15 protein-coding genes are annotated in these 16,421 nt (G+C 71.7%); 10 read left to right on the top strand and 5 right to left on the bottom strand.

The features are described from left to right. Positions 1 to 414 precede the first annotated feature (414 nt). From ACLJWH_RS05520 to ACLJWH_RS05505, 4 genes are all read left to right on the top strand, one after another. A complete protein-coding gene (locus tag ACLJWH_RS05520) occupies positions 415 to 1,668 on the top strand; it encodes a S1C family serine protease (RefSeq protein WP_411140406.1) in 1,254 nt (417 codons plus the stop codon). 145 nt (positions 1,669 to 1,813) lie between these two features. Next, positions 1,814 to 2,119: a hypothetical protein gene (locus tag ACLJWH_RS05515; RefSeq protein ID WP_411140405.1), complete on the top strand. Its 306-nt coding sequence runs from the start codon at positions 1,814 to 1,816 to the stop codon at positions 2,117 to 2,119. 51 nt (positions 2,120 to 2,170) lie between these two features. Beyond that, on the top strand, positions 2,171 to 2,908 hold the full coding sequence (locus ACLJWH_RS05510; protein WP_411140404.1) for a response regulator transcription factor: 738 nt from the start codon (positions 2,171 to 2,173) through the stop codon (positions 2,906 to 2,908). Continuing rightward, complete coding sequence (locus ACLJWH_RS05505; RefSeq protein ID WP_411140403.1) at positions 2,905 to 4,410, top strand: sensor histidine kinase; 1,506 nt, start codon at positions 2,905 to 2,907, stop codon at positions 4,408 to 4,410. Before ACLJWH_RS05510 ends, ACLJWH_RS05505 begins: the two co-directional genes overlap by 4 nt. A gap of 261 nt (positions 4,411 to 4,671) precedes the next feature. On the opposite strand, the gene ACLJWH_RS05500 is transcribed toward ACLJWH_RS05505, so the two are convergent. From ACLJWH_RS05500 to ACLJWH_RS05490, 3 genes are all read right to left on the bottom strand, one after another. Further along, entirely contained in the window at positions 4,672 to 5,364 is a 693-nt protein-coding gene (locus ACLJWH_RS05500) for a TetR/AcrR family transcriptional regulator (protein WP_411140402.1), read from the bottom strand. Continuing rightward, complete coding sequence (locus tag ACLJWH_RS05495; RefSeq protein WP_411140401.1) at positions 5,358 to 6,572, bottom strand: cytochrome P450; 1,215 nt, start codon at positions 6,570 to 6,572, stop codon at positions 5,358 to 5,360. Before ACLJWH_RS05495 ends, ACLJWH_RS05500 begins: the two co-directional genes overlap by 7 nt. 131 nt (positions 6,573 to 6,703) lie before the next feature. Further along, complete coding sequence (locus ACLJWH_RS05490) at positions 6,704 to 8,152, bottom strand: LmeA family phospholipid-binding protein (protein ID WP_411140400.1); 1,449 nt, start codon at positions 8,150 to 8,152, stop codon at positions 6,704 to 6,706. A 364-nt stretch (positions 8,153 to 8,516) separates the two neighbouring features. Between ACLJWH_RS05490 and ACLJWH_RS05485 the strand changes: the two genes are divergently transcribed. Then, the gene (locus ACLJWH_RS05485; protein ID WP_411140399.1) at positions 8,517 to 9,389 is read left to right on the top strand and encodes an SDR family oxidoreductase; all 873 of its coding nucleotides are present in this window, start codon (positions 8,517 to 8,519) and stop codon (positions 9,387 to 9,389) included. A gap of 193 nt (positions 9,390 to 9,582) precedes the next feature. Here the strand turns inward: ACLJWH_RS05485 and ACLJWH_RS05480 are convergent, their stop codons facing one another. Then, positions 9,583 to 9,771, bottom strand: a complete 189-nt coding sequence (locus tag ACLJWH_RS05480) for a hypothetical protein (protein WP_411140398.1) — start codon at positions 9,769 to 9,771, stop codon at positions 9,583 to 9,585. A 156-nt stretch (positions 9,772 to 9,927) separates the two neighbouring features. On the opposite strand from ACLJWH_RS05480, the gene ACLJWH_RS05475 reads away from it, so the two are divergent. The 5 genes from ACLJWH_RS05475 to tgmC all read left to right on the top strand — a co-directional run bounded on the left by ACLJWH_RS05475 (position 9,928) and on the right by tgmC (position 14,456). After that, positions 9,928 to 10,566: an HAD family hydrolase gene (locus ACLJWH_RS05475; RefSeq protein ID WP_411140397.1), complete on the top strand. Its 639-nt coding sequence runs from the start codon at positions 9,928 to 9,930 to the stop codon at positions 10,564 to 10,566. A gap of 109 nt (positions 10,567 to 10,675) precedes the next feature. Beyond that, positions 10,676 to 11,860 (top strand): helix-turn-helix domain-containing protein, encoded by a 1,185-nt coding sequence (locus ACLJWH_RS05470; protein WP_411140396.1) that lies wholly within the window; start codon positions 10,676 to 10,678, stop codon positions 11,858 to 11,860. 228 nt (positions 11,861 to 12,088) lie between these two features. After that, on the top strand, positions 12,089 to 12,352 hold the full coding sequence (gene tgmA / locus ACLJWH_RS05465; RefSeq protein ID WP_411140395.1) for a putative ATP-grasp-modified RiPP: 264 nt from the start codon (positions 12,089 to 12,091) through the stop codon (positions 12,350 to 12,352). After that, the gene (gene tgmB / locus ACLJWH_RS05460) at positions 12,352 to 13,320 is read left to right on the top strand and encodes an ATP-grasp ribosomal peptide maturase (RefSeq protein ID WP_411140394.1); all 969 of its coding nucleotides are present in this window, start codon (positions 12,352 to 12,354) and stop codon (positions 13,318 to 13,320) included. The genes tgmA and tgmB overlap by 1 nt, the downstream gene beginning before the upstream one ends. After that, the gene (gene tgmC, locus ACLJWH_RS05455; RefSeq protein WP_411140393.1) at positions 13,317 to 14,456 is read left to right on the top strand and encodes an ATP-grasp peptide maturase system methyltransferase; all 1,140 of its coding nucleotides are present in this window, start codon (positions 13,317 to 13,319) and stop codon (positions 14,454 to 14,456) included. The genes tgmB and tgmC overlap by 4 nt, the downstream gene beginning before the upstream one ends. Before the next feature lie 72 nt (positions 14,457 to 14,528). Here tgmC and ACLJWH_RS05450 read toward each other — a convergent pair whose 3' ends face one another. After that, the gene (locus tag ACLJWH_RS05450; protein ID WP_411140392.1) at positions 14,529 to 16,340 is read right to left on the bottom strand and encodes a bifunctional metallophosphatase/5'-nucleotidase; all 1,812 of its coding nucleotides are present in this window, start codon (positions 16,338 to 16,340) and stop codon (positions 14,529 to 14,531) included. Positions 16,341 to 16,421: the final 81 nt, after the last annotated feature.

Genomic DNA, 16,421 nt, shown 5'->3' with positions numbered 1-16,421 from the left:
CGCTGGTCTTCGTGCGGCCTCGCCACGGGTCTCCGCAGGGCTTAGCCGCTGGTCTTCGTGCGGCCTCGCCACGGGTCTCCGCAGGGCTTAGCCGCTGGTCTTCGTGCGGCCTCGCCACGGGTCTCCGCAGGGCTTAGCCGCTGGTCTTCGTGCGGCCTCGCCACGGGTCTCCGTACGGGCTCAGCCACTGTTCTTCGTGCGGCCTCGCCACGGGTCTCCGCACCGCTCAGCCACTGGTCTTCGCGCGGGCCCCGCACCGGTCTTCGCCCGGCTCCGCCACCGGTCTTCAGGCCGCCCCGCCACAGGTCTTCACACCACCCCGCCACCGGTCCTTATACCGGGCATACCGACTTCTGTCGGGTCTCTCAGGGCGCTCTCAGACGGTTCTCATGGGGACGCCGCACAGTCATAGGCATGACCGAGAGCTACCGCGGACGCGGCAACGAGATGCCCCAGGACAGGCCGTACGGTTACGGCCACGACGCCCGCCAGGGCGCTCCGAGCGGCGACCCGGCGTTCCCGCCGCCGCCCTCGTACGCGCCGCCGGCCTACCCGGTCGCGGCCGGTGACGGGGTCACGGTGTGGCCCGGCAACGGCGGCGCGGCGGGTGCGACGCACGACGCGCACGACGTGCACGGAGCTCATGGCGTGTACGGCGGGCACGGTGCGCCGGCCACGGCCGGTGGCGGTGGCCAGGGCGGCGACGGCGCGTACGCCGGGTTCGCCGCGGCGGACCCGCAGATTCCCGGACCGCGCGAACCGCGGCGCCGGGTGCGGCGGCCGGTCGCGCTGATCGCGGCGGTGGCGCTGGCCTCAGGGCTCATCGGCGGCGGCAGCGCCGCGCTGATCGCGGACGCCACCCGGTCGCCGCAGAACACCGTCTCCACCCCGCTCGTCAACGCCGGGCAGACCACCGGCGGCGGCGTCACGGGCGTGGCCAAGGCGGTCAGCCCGGCCATCGTGGAGATCCAGGCGCAGGCGAACGGCGGCCAGTCCACCGGCTCCGGCGTGGTCATCAGCAGCGACGGCGAGATCATCACCAACAACCACGTGGTGGCCGGCGCGAGCACGGTGTCCGTCAGCTTCAGCGACGGCAGCAAGAAGACCGCGAAGGTCGTCGGCACCGACCCGGCCAAGGACCTGGCGCTGATCAAGGTCCAGGGCGCCAAGGGCCTGACCGCCGCCTCGCTCGGCGACTCCAGCAAGATCGCGGTCGGCGACCAGGTCGTGGCGATCGGCTCGCCCGAGGGCCTGACCGGCTCCGTCACCAGCGGTATCGTCTCCGCGCTCAACCGGGACGTCACCGTCCCCAAGAGCGGCGACCAGGGCGAGCAGGGGCAGCGGGGCCAGGACGGGGGCCAGGGCGGGGGCGGCGGCTGGCCGTTCGAGTTCGGCGGCAACCAGTACAACGGCGACACCGGCTCGTCCAAGACCACCTACAAGGCCATCCAGACCGACGCCTCGCTCAACCCCGGCAACTCCGGCGGTGCGCTGATCAATATGCAGGGCCAGATCATCGGCATCAACTCCGCGATGTACTCGCCGAGTTCGGCGTCGAGCAGCACGGCCGGCAGCGTCGGCCTCGGCTTCGCCATCCCGATCAACACCGTCAAGGCCGACCTCAACTCGCTGCGCGGCGGCGGGAGCGGCAGCGGCACCGGTGTCTGACCGGTCCGGCCCGGCGCCCGTGGCGCGGCCCCGCCCCCGGGGGCCGCGCCGCGCACCCGGACCGTGGCCGTACCGGACCACCGCGGCACCGCGGCGCCCGTACCCCGCGCACCACCCGTGATTCCGTACCTCCTGGAAGGCCGGCATGACCCACAAGATCACCGTTCCGGTCCACCGCGCCCGCCGGGCGCTCGCCGCCGCCATCGGCTGGTGCGCGGGCGGCGAACGGCGCAGCGTGGCCCTGAACCCGGTGCGGCACGACACCGCCCGCACCGGCCCCGCGGACCTGGACCTGGCCCTCGCCCCGGTGCGCGCGAGCGCCGCCCGGCCGGCCCCGGCGGCGGGCGGGGCGACCGCGGGCCGCCGCCCCGCCGAGGTCGCCACCGCGCCGCGCACCCGCCGCGGCACCCGCCGCGCGATGCCCGCCGGGTCCGGCGCCGTGCGAGGCTGAAGGACGATTGCGTCAGCCGTTCCGTCATCCCACTCCGAGGTAGTCACGCACATGAGCCCCGCCGAACACGGTGATCAGCCCTCCCGCATCCTGATCGTCGACGACGAGCCCGCGGTCCGTGAGGCGTTGCAGCGTTCGCTGGCGTTCGAGGGCTACGGGACCGAGCAGGCCGTCGACGGGCTGGACGCGGTCGAGAAGGTCGCCGCCTACCACCCGGAACTGATCGTCCTGGACGTCCTGATGCCCCGGATGGACGGGCTGACCGCCGCCCGGCGGCTGCGGTCGGGCGGGGTGACCGTACCGATCCTGATGCTGACCGCGCGCGACACCGTCGGCGACCGGGTCACCGGACTGGACGCCGGCGCGGACGACTACCTCGTCAAACCCTTCGAGCTGGACGAGCTGCTGGCCCGCATCCGCGCCCTGCTGCGCCGCAGCTCGTACGCGGCGGCGGCCGGTGCGCAGCCCGAGGAGGGCGAATCGCTGGCCTTCGCCGATCTGCGGATGGACCTGTCGACCCGCGAGGTCACCCGGGGCGCACGGCAGGTCGAACTGACCCGTACCGAGTTCACCCTGCTGGAGATGTTCCTCGCCCACCCCCGCCAGGTCCTCACCCGTGAGCAGATCCTGAAGGCCGTGTGGGGCTTCGACTTCGAACCCACCTCCAACTCCCTCGATGTGTACGTGATGTACCTGCGCCGCAAGACGGAAGCGGGCGGCGAACCGCGCCTGGTGCACACCGTGCGGGGGGTCGGCTACGTGCTGCGGGCCGACGGCGGCGCGGAATGAGCGCCACGGCACCGCCCCAGGGGCACCCGCCGGGCGAGGGCCTGACCGCGCGGGCCGGCCGCCGCTACCGACGGATGCCGCTGCGCTCGCGGCTGGCGATGCTCACCGCGCTGGCGGTCGCCGTCGCGGTGGCCCTCTCGGCCGCCGCCTGCTGGCTGATCACCCGCGACCGGCTCACCGAACAGCTCGACACGACGCTGAGCACGGTCGAGGTGGACTCCGGGTACGTCCAGGCGCTCACCGCCAAGTGCACCGGCGCCGCCCCCAACGTGCGCTTCCAGCCCACCCCGTACACGGTCCAGCTGGTGTCGGTGACCGGCGGGTCGTGCACCGCGCCGGAGAAGTCACGTATCCCCCCGCAGCGTTCGGACGTGGCGGTCGCCGCCGGGCGGCTGGCCGATTCGGTGCACACCACCCGGGCCGACGACGGGACCGAGATGCGGGTGTCGACCGTGCCGTACCACGGTGCGGTCACCGACGCGGCGGGCGGCCGGCTGGCGATCTCCGTCGCTGCGCCCATGGGACAGGTCACCGAGCCGCTCAACCAGCTCGCCCTGGTACTGCTGATCGTCGCCGGGGTGGGGGTACTGGGCGCCGCGACCGCCGGGCTGGGGGTCGCCCGCGCGGGCCTGCGACCCGTCGACCGGCTGACCGCCGCCGTCGAGCACGTCGCCCGTACCGAGGACCTGACCATCCGCATCCCCACGGAGGGCGAGGACGAGATCGTCCGGCTCTCCCGCTCCTTCAACGCCATGACCGCGGCGCTGGCCGCCTCCCGCGACCTCCAGCAGCAGCTGATCGCGGACGCCGGGCACGAACTGCGGACGCCGCTGACGTCGCTGCGGACCAACATCGATCTGCTGGTGCGCAGCGAACGGTCCGGCCGGCCGATCCCGGCCGCCGACAAGGAGGCGCTGCTGACCTCGGTGAAGGCGCAGATGGGAGAGCTGGCGGCGCTGATCGGCGACCTTCAGGAGCTGTCCAGGACACCGGAGGCGGGGCCCGGCAGCGGGGCGGCGGTACGGGTCGTGGCGCTGCACGACATCGTCGGCGCGGCCCTGGAGCGGGCCCGGCTGCGCGGCCCGACGCTGACCGTCACCGCGACCCTCGACCCCTGGTACGTACGGGCCGAACCGGCCGCACTGGAGCGCGCGGTGGTCAATCTGCTGGACAACGCCGTGAAGTTCAGCCCGGCGGGCGGCACCGTCCTGGTCCGGCTGGCGGCCGGTGAGCTGACGGTCCGCGACCACGGCCCCGGCATCCCGGAGGACGAACTGCCGCACGTCTTCGAGCGGTTCTGGCGCTCCCCGTCCGCGCGCAGCCTCCCCGGCAGCGGTCTGGGCCTGTCGATCGTGGCCCGTACGGCGAAGCAGGCGGGCGGCGGCGTACGGCTGCGGTCCGCACCGGGCGGCGGCACCGAGGCGGTACTGACCCTGCCGGGCGCCCCGACCCCGCCCCCGGAACTGCCGGGGAACGGTGCGGGGGAGGAGCCGGGGGCGTAGCGGTGGGGGCCCCGTGGCCCCCACGAGGCCGTGGCCCCCACGAGGAAGGACCGGTCCGGCCTGGGCCGGTGGCCCACCCCGCCCGGACCTGCCCGGACCTGCCCGGACCCGCCCGGACCCGGCCGAGCCGGCCGTCCTGCGGCCGGCCGTCGATCGCTGGTACACGGTCCGAGCGGTCACCGCCCGCGTCGCCGGCCCTCCGAAGCCCGGCGACACGGGCGCCGCCCCGGACGGTGCCCGGGGCGGCGCGGGCGTCCACGGTCACGGTCCAGGGGTCACAGGGGCGAGCCAGAGGCCGGTGAGCGCGTCGATGAGCCCGGTCGCGTACGCGTCCCAGCCGGGCCGTGCGGGGTGGGTGCCGTCGGCGAGCGCGCGTTCGCGTTCGGCGAGCATATGGACCAGCGTGTGGCGCGCCATGTCGCCGCGTTCGAGCCGTACGGGCGGCGGCAGGCCGGGCAGACAGTTGTTGAGCCCCTCGAGGGCGCGCTGCACCGACGGCCCGAACGCCTCGTCGATCATCAGCTCGCGGAGCACCGGATCGGTCATCAGCTGGGCGCCGAACCGCGCGTACCAGGTGGGACGGCCCAGCTCGGCCAGGTGCTGGATGCCGGGGCGCACCAGGCAGGCCACCCAGTCCCGTACCTGGTGCGAGTCCCCGGTCTCGGCCAGCATGCCCTCGCGCAGGGTGTCGATCCGCTCGGCATGCCTGCGGACGATGGCCCGCAGCAGGTCGGTCTTGGTGCCGAAGTGGTAGCCGACGGCGGCGTTGTTGCCCTGTCCGGCGGCCTCGCTGATCTGGCGGTTCGACACGGCGAACACACCGTGCTCGGCGAACAGCCGCTCCGCCACCGCGAGGATCGTCTCCCGGGTCCCTTCGGAGCGGGCGGACCGGGCGGATCGGACGGTGCGGACGGACCGGGCGGACCGGGCGGTCTTCCCCTCCACCGTCACCACCTGACCGGGACTTCGCGGAGGCCGCCGACGAGCAGCCCTTCGATGCGGCGCAGCTCCGGTACGGGGACGGCGAGTTCCAGGGTGGGCAGACGGCGCAGCAGCACGTCCAGCACGACCTGGAGCTCGGTACGGGCGAGCGACTGGCCGAGGCAGGAGTGCGGTCCGGTGCCGAAGGACAGATGCGGGTTGGGGCTGCGGTCCAGGCGCATACCGTCGGCGCCCCCGAAGGCGCTCTCGTCGCGGTTGGCGGCGGCCATGCTGCACACCACCGTGGTGCCGCGGGGCAGTACGGTGCCGGCCACCTCGATGTCCTCGGTCACGTAACGGGGCATGCCGAACCCGGGGTTGGCGTCGAACCGCAGGACCTCCTCCACCGCCGTACGCACCAGCGAGCGGTCGGCGACCAGCCGCTCCCACCGCCCGCGGTCGGCCAGCAGCATCGCCACCATCTTGCCGATCATGTTCGCGGTCGTCTCGTGCCCCGCGATCAGCAGTGCCTGGCCGGTGGCCACCAGTTCGGTGTCCGTGAGCCGTCCGCCGTCGGCATCGGTCGCGGTGAGGAGCGAGCTGAGCAGATCCTCGCCCGGCGCGGCGCGCTTCGCGTCGAGGTGCGCGGCCAGGTACGCGTGGAACTCCGCCTGGGCCGTCTCGATCTCGCCCTGTCCGTACCGGGTGAGGTTCAGCAGCATGTCGGACCAGCGGGCGAACCTGTCCCGGTCCGTGTCGGGGACGCCGAGCAGATCGCAGATCACCCACACCGGCAGCGGGAAGCCGACGCTCGCCTTGAGGTCGGCGGGGTGGCCGCGCTCGACCATGTCGTCGACCAGCCGTTCGGCCATCGCCTCGATCCCCGGCCGCAGCGCGGTCATCCGCTTGGCCGTGAACCACTTGGTCAGCATCCGCCGCCAGCGCTGCTGACCGGCGCCGTTGAGAGCCGTGGCCATCGAGTCGTTGAACACCCCGCCGGACTCGTTGGCCGAGATCCGGGCGGCGTCGTCCGCGTCCAGCCGGCGGGTGCACCGCGGATCGGACAGGACCTGCTTGACATCGTCGTAACGGGTGAGCAGTGACGCGCCGTCACCGCTGGGGAGCGCCACCGGTGCCACCGGACACCCCGCCCGCAACTCCGCCCATTCCGTGGGTGGTTCGAGCGCCTCCTCCGCAGGCAGTGGATAGGTCAGCGTACGGTCACCGTCGCTCTGGCTCATCACCGTCTCCTTCCCCTCGGATGTGCCCTCAGTGAACGCGGCCCGCTCATCTAAGTCAATCAACTGACTTAGAATTTCCGGTGCGCACCCGAGCCGCCCGCCCTGAAGGGTTTTCCGCACCGGCTTCTTCGCTACGGCTTGTCGGAACTGTCCCCGACCGGCAGGCCAGCCCCCGTCAGATCGGCGCGGATGCCGTCCCGTTCGACGCGGACGTCACGCAGCCGTACGTCGCCCGGCGTCTTCGGCAGCTGGAAGGAGAACGACAGCTGGTCGGCGATCTGGGGCTTGGTCAGCTCGGTCAGCGCGCCCAGCACCTTCGGGTCGATACCGACCTTCGCCAGCAGCCACGGGTGGTCGATCACCACATCGACCAGATTGACCTTCATCAACTGGGCGATGAAGCGCGGCGATCCGGTCAGGTCGTGGAGCTTCTCCTCGCTGCGCAACGCCTCCTGGACGTACTGCCCCGGGATGCCGATCCGGTCCGCGATGGCCGGGATGCTCAGCATCGCCTTGATCTTGGCCGCCTCATGGGCGACCCGGTCGGCGGCCTTGCGGGTGAGCCGCAGGCCCTCCTCCTCGCCGGTGCCGGGGCGGTAGACGGCGACATCGCCGATGTCCAGGCGCATCCGGCTGATCTCGGTGGCGATACCCCGGTCACCCGCCCGCCGAATGCGCGCCTCGGCCCGTACGCGCAAGGTGTGCCCGGCGAGCGGAAGCTGTCCGACGGCGCGCACCCGGTCGGTGCCCAGTGCGCTGAACTTGACCTGTGAGGCGCCGAGTTCGCGGTTCATGTCGTCGAAGGCGAGCAGCACGCTGCCGCGCATGGTGCCGATCGTGGCGCCCTTGACGGAGGCCGGCAGCTCGCCGTCGATCCGCACATCGTCCGCCGTCACCTCGGCCGTCGCCAGGGTGACCCGGTCGGCCGCCACATGGGGAACGACCACGCGCACCTGGTCCAGGCGCTTGCCGAGGACCTGGGTGAGAAAGGGGAACCCCTTGATGTCGACTTCCGGCCGGGCCGTCAGATGCAGCGCTTCCTTGATCTTCTCCTCGGCCTTGTTCTGCGCATACAGGACGGCGAACCGATCGGTGACGGTGAGGAGCGCCGCGCACACCAGGACGGCGACCAGCAGCTTGGCGGTGAGCGGGACGGCGGCGAAGCGGCTGATACCGCGCTTCGCGCGGCGGTGGTCCGGCGCCTTCCACTCCCCGGCCCCGTCATCGTCGTCGTCCGAGCGCAGTCCCAGGCCCAGGGGATCGTCGCTGTTGTCCCGTTCGTTGAGGTACGTACGGCGGAAGGGGGCGGGATCGGGGGCGAGGGCGGGTGCGGGGGCCGGCTCGGGGTCGGCGAGGGTTGCCAACTCCGCGTAGGGATTGGGTATTTCGCGGCCGGGAGCCCCGGTGTCCTGGTGCGCTGCGGCGCCGGTGCCGTGGTGCGCCTCGGCGCCGCGGCGTGCGCCGTCCGGAGGAGCCGGGGCGGGGGAGCGGAAGGATTCGGGGGAGTGGGGGGAATGGTGCGCTGTGGGGGTTGAGGCGGAAGGTGAGCATGATGAAGGTATGCGCGTGGGGGTTCGCATCCGCACATCCCACCATGGGCCGGTCCCTCGAACGCAAGTCTTACCAGTGGTAAGTGAGGTACGCGAAGGTTGTCCGGCCGGCCCGGCGAGAACGTGTCATGCCCTGGAAAGAGACGTGTCGCGCCGCGGAATGAGCGGAACCGCCCCGGCGTTGAACCAGACTCCCTTCATACCTCGCTCATGTCACCTGACATCGCCTGGCATCACCTGGCATCACCTGAAATCACCTGTGCTGTCTGACATCGCTCGTACCGTCCGACGCCGCTCGTACCGTCCGTCATCCATCGGTTCCGCCCATCGCCGAACCGACCGCCCACCGCTCGTCCACCACTTGTCCACCACCCGCCGGAAGAAGGCTTCTCCTGTGAAGATCGCCCCCACCATCGTGGTAACCGGAGCAGCCGGCAATATCGGCCGGAGTCTTGTCGGCCGACTGCTCGCGGAGGGCGCGGCGGTCCGCGCGCTGACCCGCGATCCGGCCCGCGCCGGACTGCCGGACGGAGTCGAGACGCTGCGCGCGGAGCTGACCGACGAGGCGTCGCTCGAACCGCTGCTGGCCGGCGCCGACGCCCTCTTCCTCAACCTCGCGGCCGGCGGCGGCCAGGCCGCGGCGGCGGTGACCGGTGCCGCGGTGCGGGCCGGGATCCGCCGGATCGTCCTGAACTCGTCGGTCTCGGTGACCGACACCCCGGCCGACGAGGAGAACCACATCGCCCGGATGCACGCCGGTGTGGAGCGCGCCGTACGCGACTCCGGCCTGGAGTGGACCTTCGTCCGCGGCTCCAACTACGCCACCAACACCCTCGCCTGGGCCCCCTCGATCCGCGAGTCCGGTGTGGTCCGCGAGGCGCACCCGGACGCGCCCGGCGTGCCGGTGCACGAGGACGACCTCGCGGACGTCGCCGCCGTCGCCCTGCTGGACCGCACCGGCACCCACCTGAGCCGGGCCTATGTCGTCACGGGCCCGGAGCGGAAGACGATGGCCGAGCAGGTCGCCGAGATCGGGCAGGCGATCGGGCGCCCGACGCGGGTCGAGCGGATCTCCGAGGAGGCGGCCGCGGAGGCGCTGGCACGGCCGGGCTTCCCCAAGGAGGCCGCGCTGGAACTCGTCCGCCTCTTCGGCCGGTCGGTCGACGCGCCCCTGTTCCCGGTCTCGGACGCCGTCGAGAAGGTCACCGGCCATCCGGCCCGGCCGTTCGCCCAGTGGGCGCGGGAGCACGCCGCCGACTTCTCCTGACCGCTGACCGCAGACCGCTGACCGCTGACCGCTGACCGCTGACCGGCACGGGCGCGGCGCGTCCGGGCGGCACCCGGCACTCGGTGCCCATCTTTCCCCCCCCCGCCCCTCCCGCTCCGCGGCACTGCGCCCCGCCCCCTGCTCCGGCAGGTGGCGGGGCACCTCGTCAGGATTCGCCAGGATTCGTCGGGACTCAGTCGGTCGCGGTAGTCGGCTGCCGCTGGACGGCGGCGACCCAGGCCGCGAGCAGAGCCTCGTACTCGGCCTGCTCGTCCGGCGAGAGGGCCCGGCCCGCGCGTTGGGCCATGAAGTCCCTGATCGCGCAGTTGGCGCCAGCGACAGACCACCCCAAAGCGGGACCGGAGGTCATAGGTGGGGACATGCCACCGATGTTAAGGGCAAAGGGTGACAGTGCGCTCCGTATATCCGGCGAGAGCCGTCCGTCCGGCCCGCGCCGGCTCCAGCACCGGGCCTCGGTCACGCTCCCATAAAGTTCGGTCACGCCCCATGGAGTGACGCGTGATCATAGAGTGCCTGGGTGATCGAAGCGGTGGTGTTCGACGTCGGCGAGACGCTGACCAGCGATGACCGGTATTGGGCGGCGTGGGCGGACTGGCTCGCGGTTCCCCGGCACACCCTTTCTGCCCTGGTGGGCGCGGTCGTCGCCCAAGGCCGCGACAACGCGGTCGCGATCAGACTGCTCAGCCCCGGTATCGATGTCGCCGCCGCGTATGCGGCCCGCGAAGCAGCCGGCTGCGGCGAACATCTCGATGAGACGGACCTCTATCCCGATGTCCGACCCGCCCTCTCGGCGCTCCGGGAAGCCGGCCTTCGCGTGGTCATCGCCGGTAACCAGACCCGGCGCGCGGGCGAACTCCTGAGGAGCCTGGGACTGCCGGCCGATGTCATTGCCACATCAGGCGAATGGGGCGTTGCCAAACCGAGCCCGCGATTCTTCGAAAAGGTCGTGGACGTCGCGGGAGTCGAACCGCGGCGCATCTTGTACGTCGGCGACCATCCCCAGAACGACATCACCCCGGCGAAATCACATGGCCTGCGGACCGCGCATCTGCGCCGTGGACCTCTTGGACATCTGTGGGCGGACAGCCCCGGAGCTCGGGCTGCCGACTGGCGGATCAGCTCCCTGACGGAACTCCCGGAAATCGTGACGAAATAGCGAGTCACCAGCGGGCGGCGTCACCGAACAGGGGCAGTGCGGCCGTTCGTGTGCCGGCCCCTTGCGGTGCGGGTACCGTGCCGGAAGGCTGCACCGAACGGAGCTCAGCATGCCCGGCACCGTATATCGCGGCGTAGGCCCACGCATCGCCTACGTACGCCGAATCGCCCGCCTTACGCAGACCCAACTCGCCTGCTCGGCGGACATCGCCCTGGGCACGTTACGCAAGATCGAACGGGACGAGCGAGGGGTGAGCGACGACATCCTGGAGCGCATCGCCGACGCGCTCGATGTCGATCTGACGCGCCTGCTGCCAGGTGGAGGTCGCCCTGACGATCGCGTTCACCAAGTAATGCCTGGCCTGTCTGCGGTCATCGCGACCTACGACTGTCCGAATGACGGTCCGATCCGGCCCATCGCGGAACTGCGAAGCGCTGTCGACAAGGCAGTGGCCTGGCGACTCGGGGCCCAGTACCTCCACATCGCGCGGCAGATGCCCGCTCTCCTCGCTGAGCTGAGTCGTGCGGTACACACCGGTATCGCCGGGGACCGGGCTGCCGCCGTGCGACTTCTGGTGCATGCCGGGCGGGCGGCCGACGCGGTCGCCTATAAGTACGGGGCCCGAGATCTCTCCGCGCGACTCATCGATCTGCTGCGCTGGGCGGCGCCCCGGACTCAGGACCCACTGCTCGATGCGTCCGTGGCGTACGTGCGCACCGAGGTGTTCTTCGCCGCCCAGGAGCACGTGGCAGGGCTACGCGCACTGGAACGGGCTGTGGATGCCGTGCCGCGCCGCAACGACGTGGCGAGCCTGGCAGCGCGTGGTGCCCTTCATATGCGGGCCGCTGTGATCGCCGGCAGAGCAGGTGACATCGGCTCGGTCGGCACGCACCTGGCTGAGGCGCGGATCCTGGGTGATCGGGTGCCCGAGTCCGTTTACGGAGGCACGGCATTCGGGCCCGACAGCGTCCGTACCCACGAGGTGTCCGTCGCCGTGGGGCTCGGTGATGCGTACGTGGGCCGGGCTCTCGATCTGGCTCGGGAGTGGACACCGCCGCCCGAGCTGCCCGCCGAGCGGCGCTCCGGCTTCTTCATCGAACTCGCCCGAGCGCAACTCTGGTCCGGCCGGCCCGGCGAGGCATTCGCCTCTCTCAAGGTGGCCCGGAGGATCGCGCCGCAGCAGACACGCACACACAAGTGGGTGCGCGAAGACGCTGCCACACTGCGCCGATTGAAGCGCGGTGATGCCGGATCGCTCACGAACTTCGCCGAGTGGTGCCACGCAGCCGGGTGACCTCGCTACCCCTCACAGGGGTACTTGAGTCCCCTGGAGCAGGTCACCATCTTCCTGACCGCACCGGACAGGGAGGCCACCGTGACCTCGACTTTCAGTGGTTGCGGGGGACGAACTCCGTCGGAACGTTCCCCCACATCCCGTCCGACCCCACGGCCAGGCCCCACCGCCACCACCACCGGATCTGATACACCCCTCCCAGCCCAACGACGAGCCAGGAGAAGCACGATGACCGAACCCACCACCACAACCTCCCTTATCCCCTGGGGACTTGACAGGATGAGGCCCTTCCCCAGCACGGCCCGGCTGCCGTACGCCGCCATCGTCCTGGACCCGCGTACGCAAACGGGGCGGTGGCTGACGGAAGACGGCAGCGAAGTCCCCGTCATGGACAGGCACAAGGCGTCCGAGACCTCGAACGAGACGACGACCTCGACCAGCCTGGACGGCAACAGGGACGAGGGCAGTGACCAGTCCGGCGACAGCGACTGATGCGGGCAGCGTCCGCGCAGGGGCCTGTCCTGGTCGTGACCCGGCTGGACGATGCCACCGCCGACACGGTCATCGCCGAGCTGAACCGGCGCCACGTCCCGGTGGTGCGGCTGGACCCCGGCGACTTCCCCGACACGCTCAAGCTGAACGCGTCACTCGGCGACCGGGGCCTGACGGGCGAAGCGCTGACCGGGACACGCGCCCTCGATCTGACCGAGGTGCGGTCGGTGTACTGGCGCCGCCCCGGCCCCTACATCTCGGCCGACGGCGCCGGGCAGGACGAGAGATGGTGCGCCGAACAGGCCCGCTACGGGCTCGGCGGCGTCCTGGCATCGCTCCCCGGCACGCACTACGTCAACCATCCCTGGCGCAACCGGGACGCCGAGTACAAGCCCGCACAGCTCGCCACCGCGGCACGCTGCGGGCTGCGCGTACCGCCGACACTGATCACCAACGACCCCGACGAGGCCCGCCGCTTCGCCGTCGAGCACCGGCCGGTGCTCTACAAACCGCTGTGGAACAGCGACTACACCGGCCCGGACGAACGGGTGTTGACGGTGTGGGTGGAGGACGTCGACCCCGACGACCTCCACGACGGGATCCGACGCACCGCACACCTCTTCCAGCGACGCGTCGACAAGTCCGCCGACATCCGGCTGACGGCCGTCGGCGGCGAATTGTTCGCGGTCCGCATCGACGGCGCACCCGGTGTGGACTGGCGGCGCCACTACGACGCCCTGACCTACAGCCCCATCGAGACACCCCCCGACGTGGCGGAGGCCGTATGCGCCTACCTGGACGCCTTCGCCCTCGTCTACGGCGCGTTCGACTTCGGGCTCGGTCGCGACGGCCGGTGGTGGATGTACGAGTGCAACCCCAACGGGCAGTGGGCCTGGTTCCCCCGGCCTCACCGCCCCGATCACCACGGCCCTCGCCGACCAGCTCCAGCACCCGGGAGAGCGATATGAGCACTGACCCCGCCGGGCTCCGCCGCGTCCTCGCCGACACCCTTGCCGGGAAGGGATCGCTGACCGAACCCGCCTGGCGCCGGTCCGTCGAAGCCGTCCCCCGAGAAGCGTTCCTCGGCCCTGCCGTCTTCCGGCAGAGCGGCACCGTGTGGCAGCCCGTCCACCGCGAACAGGTGGGTGAGGACGCCTGGCTGCGCCTGGCCTGCACCGACGAGACGCTGGTCACGCAGGTGGACGGTACCGATGCCGCCGACACCCGCATCCCGATCGCCGGCCGACCCACGTCCTCGTCCACTCTGCCCTCCCTGGTCGTCCGCATGGTGGAGCTTGCCGGACTGCGCGAGGGTGACACCGTGCTGGAGATCGGCACCGGCACCGGCTACTCCACCGCGCTCCTGTGCCACCGCCTCGGGGAGCGGCAGGTGACCTCGGTCGAGTACGACCCGGTCCTGGCCGGGCGGGCCGCCGACCGCCTCCAGCAGGCCGGTTATGCGCCGCACCTCGTCGTCGGCGACGGGCTGCGCGGGCACCAGGACAACGCGGAGTACGACGCCGTGGTGGCCACCTGCGCGGTACGGACCGTCCCCGTCGCGTGGCTGCGGCAGGTCCGCGACGGCGGCACCCTCACCACCACCCTCAGTGGATGGCTGCTCGCCTCCGGCCTCATCCGCCTCACCCTGGACGACGAGGGCGGCGCCACGGGGCGCTTCACCGGGGAGAGGGTCGGCTACATGCTCGCCCGCCCCCACGAACGGCCACCGCGCCCCGACTTCTTCCGGCGCGCCGGAGAACACCGTCCCTGCCGCGTAGATCCGGGCCTCTTGCAGGACTGGAACGGACAGTTCATCGCGCAACTCGGGGCCCCGTCAGCCGAGTTGATGACCACCGGTGAGGGGGTGATCCTCCTGGACACCGCGACCGGCTCACAGGCGTGGACCCGGCAGACCGCAGACGGCTGGAGCGTCCACCAGTACGGCCCGCTCAAGCTGTGGGACCAGGTCGAACGTGCCCTCACCACCTGGCAGGAGGCCGGCTCACCCGGCCAGTCCGCATTCGGCATGACCGTCGCACCGGACCACACACAGACCGTATGGATCGGCGAACCGACCGGACCGTCCTGGCTCCTGCCGGCCTGACCGGCGCCCCTCAGCACGCCGGTCAGGCCACGGGGCGGGCCCGACGCCCGCCCCGCGACCGTTACTTCACGACTACTTCACGACCGTGATGCGGTCTGCCTTGGGCGGGGTCAGCGGGGACTGCGCCGAGGAGTGGGCGGTCAGGTAGGTGGTGAAGGCGTCGAGGTCGGAGGGGCCGACGTACTTGTTGGCGGCGTCCTTGAAGGCGGGGAAGCCGTCGCCGCCGCCGGCCAGGAACTCGTTCATGGCGACGCGGTAGGTCTTGGCCGGGTCGATCGGGGTGCCGTTCAGCCGCACCGAGTCCTTGATGACGCGGTCGGCGCCGGACTTGGTCATGTCCAGGGTGTAGGTGAGGCCCCGGGAGACCTGGAGGATCTTCGGGGAGGCCGTGTTCGGGCCGCTGACCTGCTGCTGGAGACCGGCCAGCAGCTGGGCACCGGTGAGGTCGATGACGTTCATCATGTTGGTGAACGGCTGGACGGTGAACGCCTCGGCGTAGGTGACGACGCCGTCGCCCTCACCGCCGGACGCCTTGTAGGCGAGGTCGGCGCGGATGCCGCCGGGGTTCATCAGGGCGAGCTGGGCGCCGCCCCGGTCGGCCGCCTCGGTCGCCGCCAGCTGGGCGTCGGCTATGACATCGCCGAGCGGCGACTCCGGGGCGTTGGCGCCGCGGCCCGCGATGTCCGCGGAGATATGGCCGACGGGGCGGCCGGCGACCGGCGCGGCGAGCTTGTTCCAGCGGGCGATCAGGGACGTCATGTCCGCCGCCTTGGGCTGGGTGCGGTTCACGACGTGGTTGACCGCGCCGGGCGCCTTGACGCTGGTGCGCACGATGTCGCCGGTGCGCCGGTCGTACGTCAGCGTGGTGTCCGTGTAGAGCCGGCCGAACGAGGCGGCGGAGGTGACGGTGCGCGGCACCCCGGACGGGTCCGGGATGGTGCAGGTGTATGCCTGGTGGGTGTGGCCGGTGACCAGCGCGTCGACCTTCGGGGTGACCTTCTTGGCGATCTCCGCGATCGGGCCCGAGATGCCGTCGCCGGGGCCGGGGCTGTCGCAGTTGTAGTTGTAGGAGGTGGAGGCCGGCAGTCCGCCCTCGTGGAGGAGCGCGACGATCGCCTTCACGCCCTGGCGGTCGAGGATCTTGGCGTACTTGTTGATCGTCTCGACCTCGTTGTGGAACTTGAGGCCCTTGATGCCGTTGGCGTTGACGATGTCGGGGGTGCCCTCCAGCGTCACCCCGATGAAGCCGATCTTGACGCCCTTGTGCTGCCAGACCGTGTACGGCTTGAGCAGCGGCTTGCCGGTCTTCTCGTCGGTGACATTGGCCGTCAGGTACGGGAAGTCGGCGCCCCGGTACTTCTTGCCCTTCTCGAAGCAGCCGTCCGTCGGGTGGCAGCCGCCCTTCTGGATGCGCGTCAGCTCCGCCCGGCCCTCGTCGAATTCGTGATTGCCGACGGAGGTGACGTCCAGCTTCAGCTTGTTCAGCGCCTCGACGGTCGGCTCGTCGTGGAAGAGCCCGGAGAGCAGCGGGCTGGCCCCGACCAGATCGCCGGCCGCGGCGGTGACCGAGTACGGGTGGCCCTTGCGGGCGGTACGCAGCGACTGGGCGAGGTACTCGACGCCGCCCGCCTCGACCGTCTTCCTGGTGCCGTCCGGCTGTATCTCCTCGACCGTGCCGGAGGAGCCCTGCGGCGGTTCGAGATTGCCGTGGAAGTCGTTGAAGGAGAGCAGCTGCACATCGACGGTCCGGCCGGCGGGCGCCGGGTGGCGGCTGTCGGCACCGGCCGGCAGGGCCGTGGCGGTGATGCCGAGTGCGGCGGCCAGGGCGGCGGCCCCGGCCGCCGCCCTGCGCGCGATGCGGCGCCGTGGAGGTGTCGCAGACATGTGATCCCCTTCGTGGACCCCGGCGGAGTGCCGTGGTGTGTGTCCGAGCGGTCGGCAGCCTATGGTCAACGCGCGTAGCGC

The organism is Streptomyces sp. x-80 (assembly GCF_046549095.1).
GTDB lineage: Bacteria > Actinomycetota > Actinomycetes > Streptomycetales > Streptomycetaceae > Streptomyces > Streptomyces celluloflavus.
The sequence above is the reverse complement of the archived record's forward strand: the minus strand, read 5'-3'. Positions and strand labels throughout refer to the sequence as shown.

What these genes read in the sequence shown, in the direction of transcription:
- ACLJWH_RS05520 (WP_411140406.1), top strand. Translation starts at nt 415, where the DNA reads ATGACCGAGAGCTACCGCGGACGCGGCAACGAGATGCCCCAGGACAGG.
- ACLJWH_RS05515 (WP_411140405.1), top strand. Translation starts at nt 1,814, where the DNA reads ATGACCCACAAGATCACCGTTCCGGTCCACCGCGCCCGCCGGGCGCTC.
- ACLJWH_RS05510 (WP_411140404.1), top strand. Translation starts at nt 2,171, where the DNA reads ATGAGCCCCGCCGAACACGGTGATCAGCCCTCCCGCATCCTGATCGTC.
- ACLJWH_RS05505 (WP_411140403.1), top strand. Translation starts at nt 2,905, where the DNA reads ATGAGCGCCACGGCACCGCCCCAGGGGCACCCGCCGGGCGAGGGCCTG.
- ACLJWH_RS05495 (WP_411140401.1), bottom strand. Translation starts at nt 6,572, where the DNA reads ATGAGCCAGAGCGACGGTGACCGTACGCTGACCTATCCACTGCCTGCG.
- ACLJWH_RS05490 (WP_411140400.1), bottom strand. Translation starts at nt 8,152, where the DNA reads ATGCGAACCCCCACGCGCATACCTTCATCATGCTCACCTTCCGCCTCA.
- ACLJWH_RS05480 (WP_411140398.1), bottom strand. Translation starts at nt 9,771, where the DNA reads ATGTCCCCACCTATGACCTCCGGTCCCGCTTTGGGGTGGTCTGTCGCT.
- ACLJWH_RS05470 (WP_411140396.1), top strand. Translation starts at nt 10,676, where the DNA reads ATGCCCGGCACCGTATATCGCGGCGTAGGCCCACGCATCGCCTACGTA.
- tgmA (WP_411140395.1), top strand. Translation starts at nt 12,089, where the DNA reads ATGACCGAACCCACCACCACAACCTCCCTTATCCCCTGGGGACTTGAC.
- tgmB (WP_411140394.1), top strand. Translation starts at nt 12,352, where the DNA reads ATGCGGGCAGCGTCCGCGCAGGGGCCTGTCCTGGTCGTGACCCGGCTG.
- tgmC (WP_411140393.1), top strand. Translation starts at nt 13,317, where the DNA reads ATGAGCACTGACCCCGCCGGGCTCCGCCGCGTCCTCGCCGACACCCTT.
- ACLJWH_RS05450 (WP_411140392.1), bottom strand. Translation starts at nt 16,340, where the DNA reads ATGTCTGCGACACCTCCACGGCGCCGCATCGCGCGCAGGGCGGCGGCC.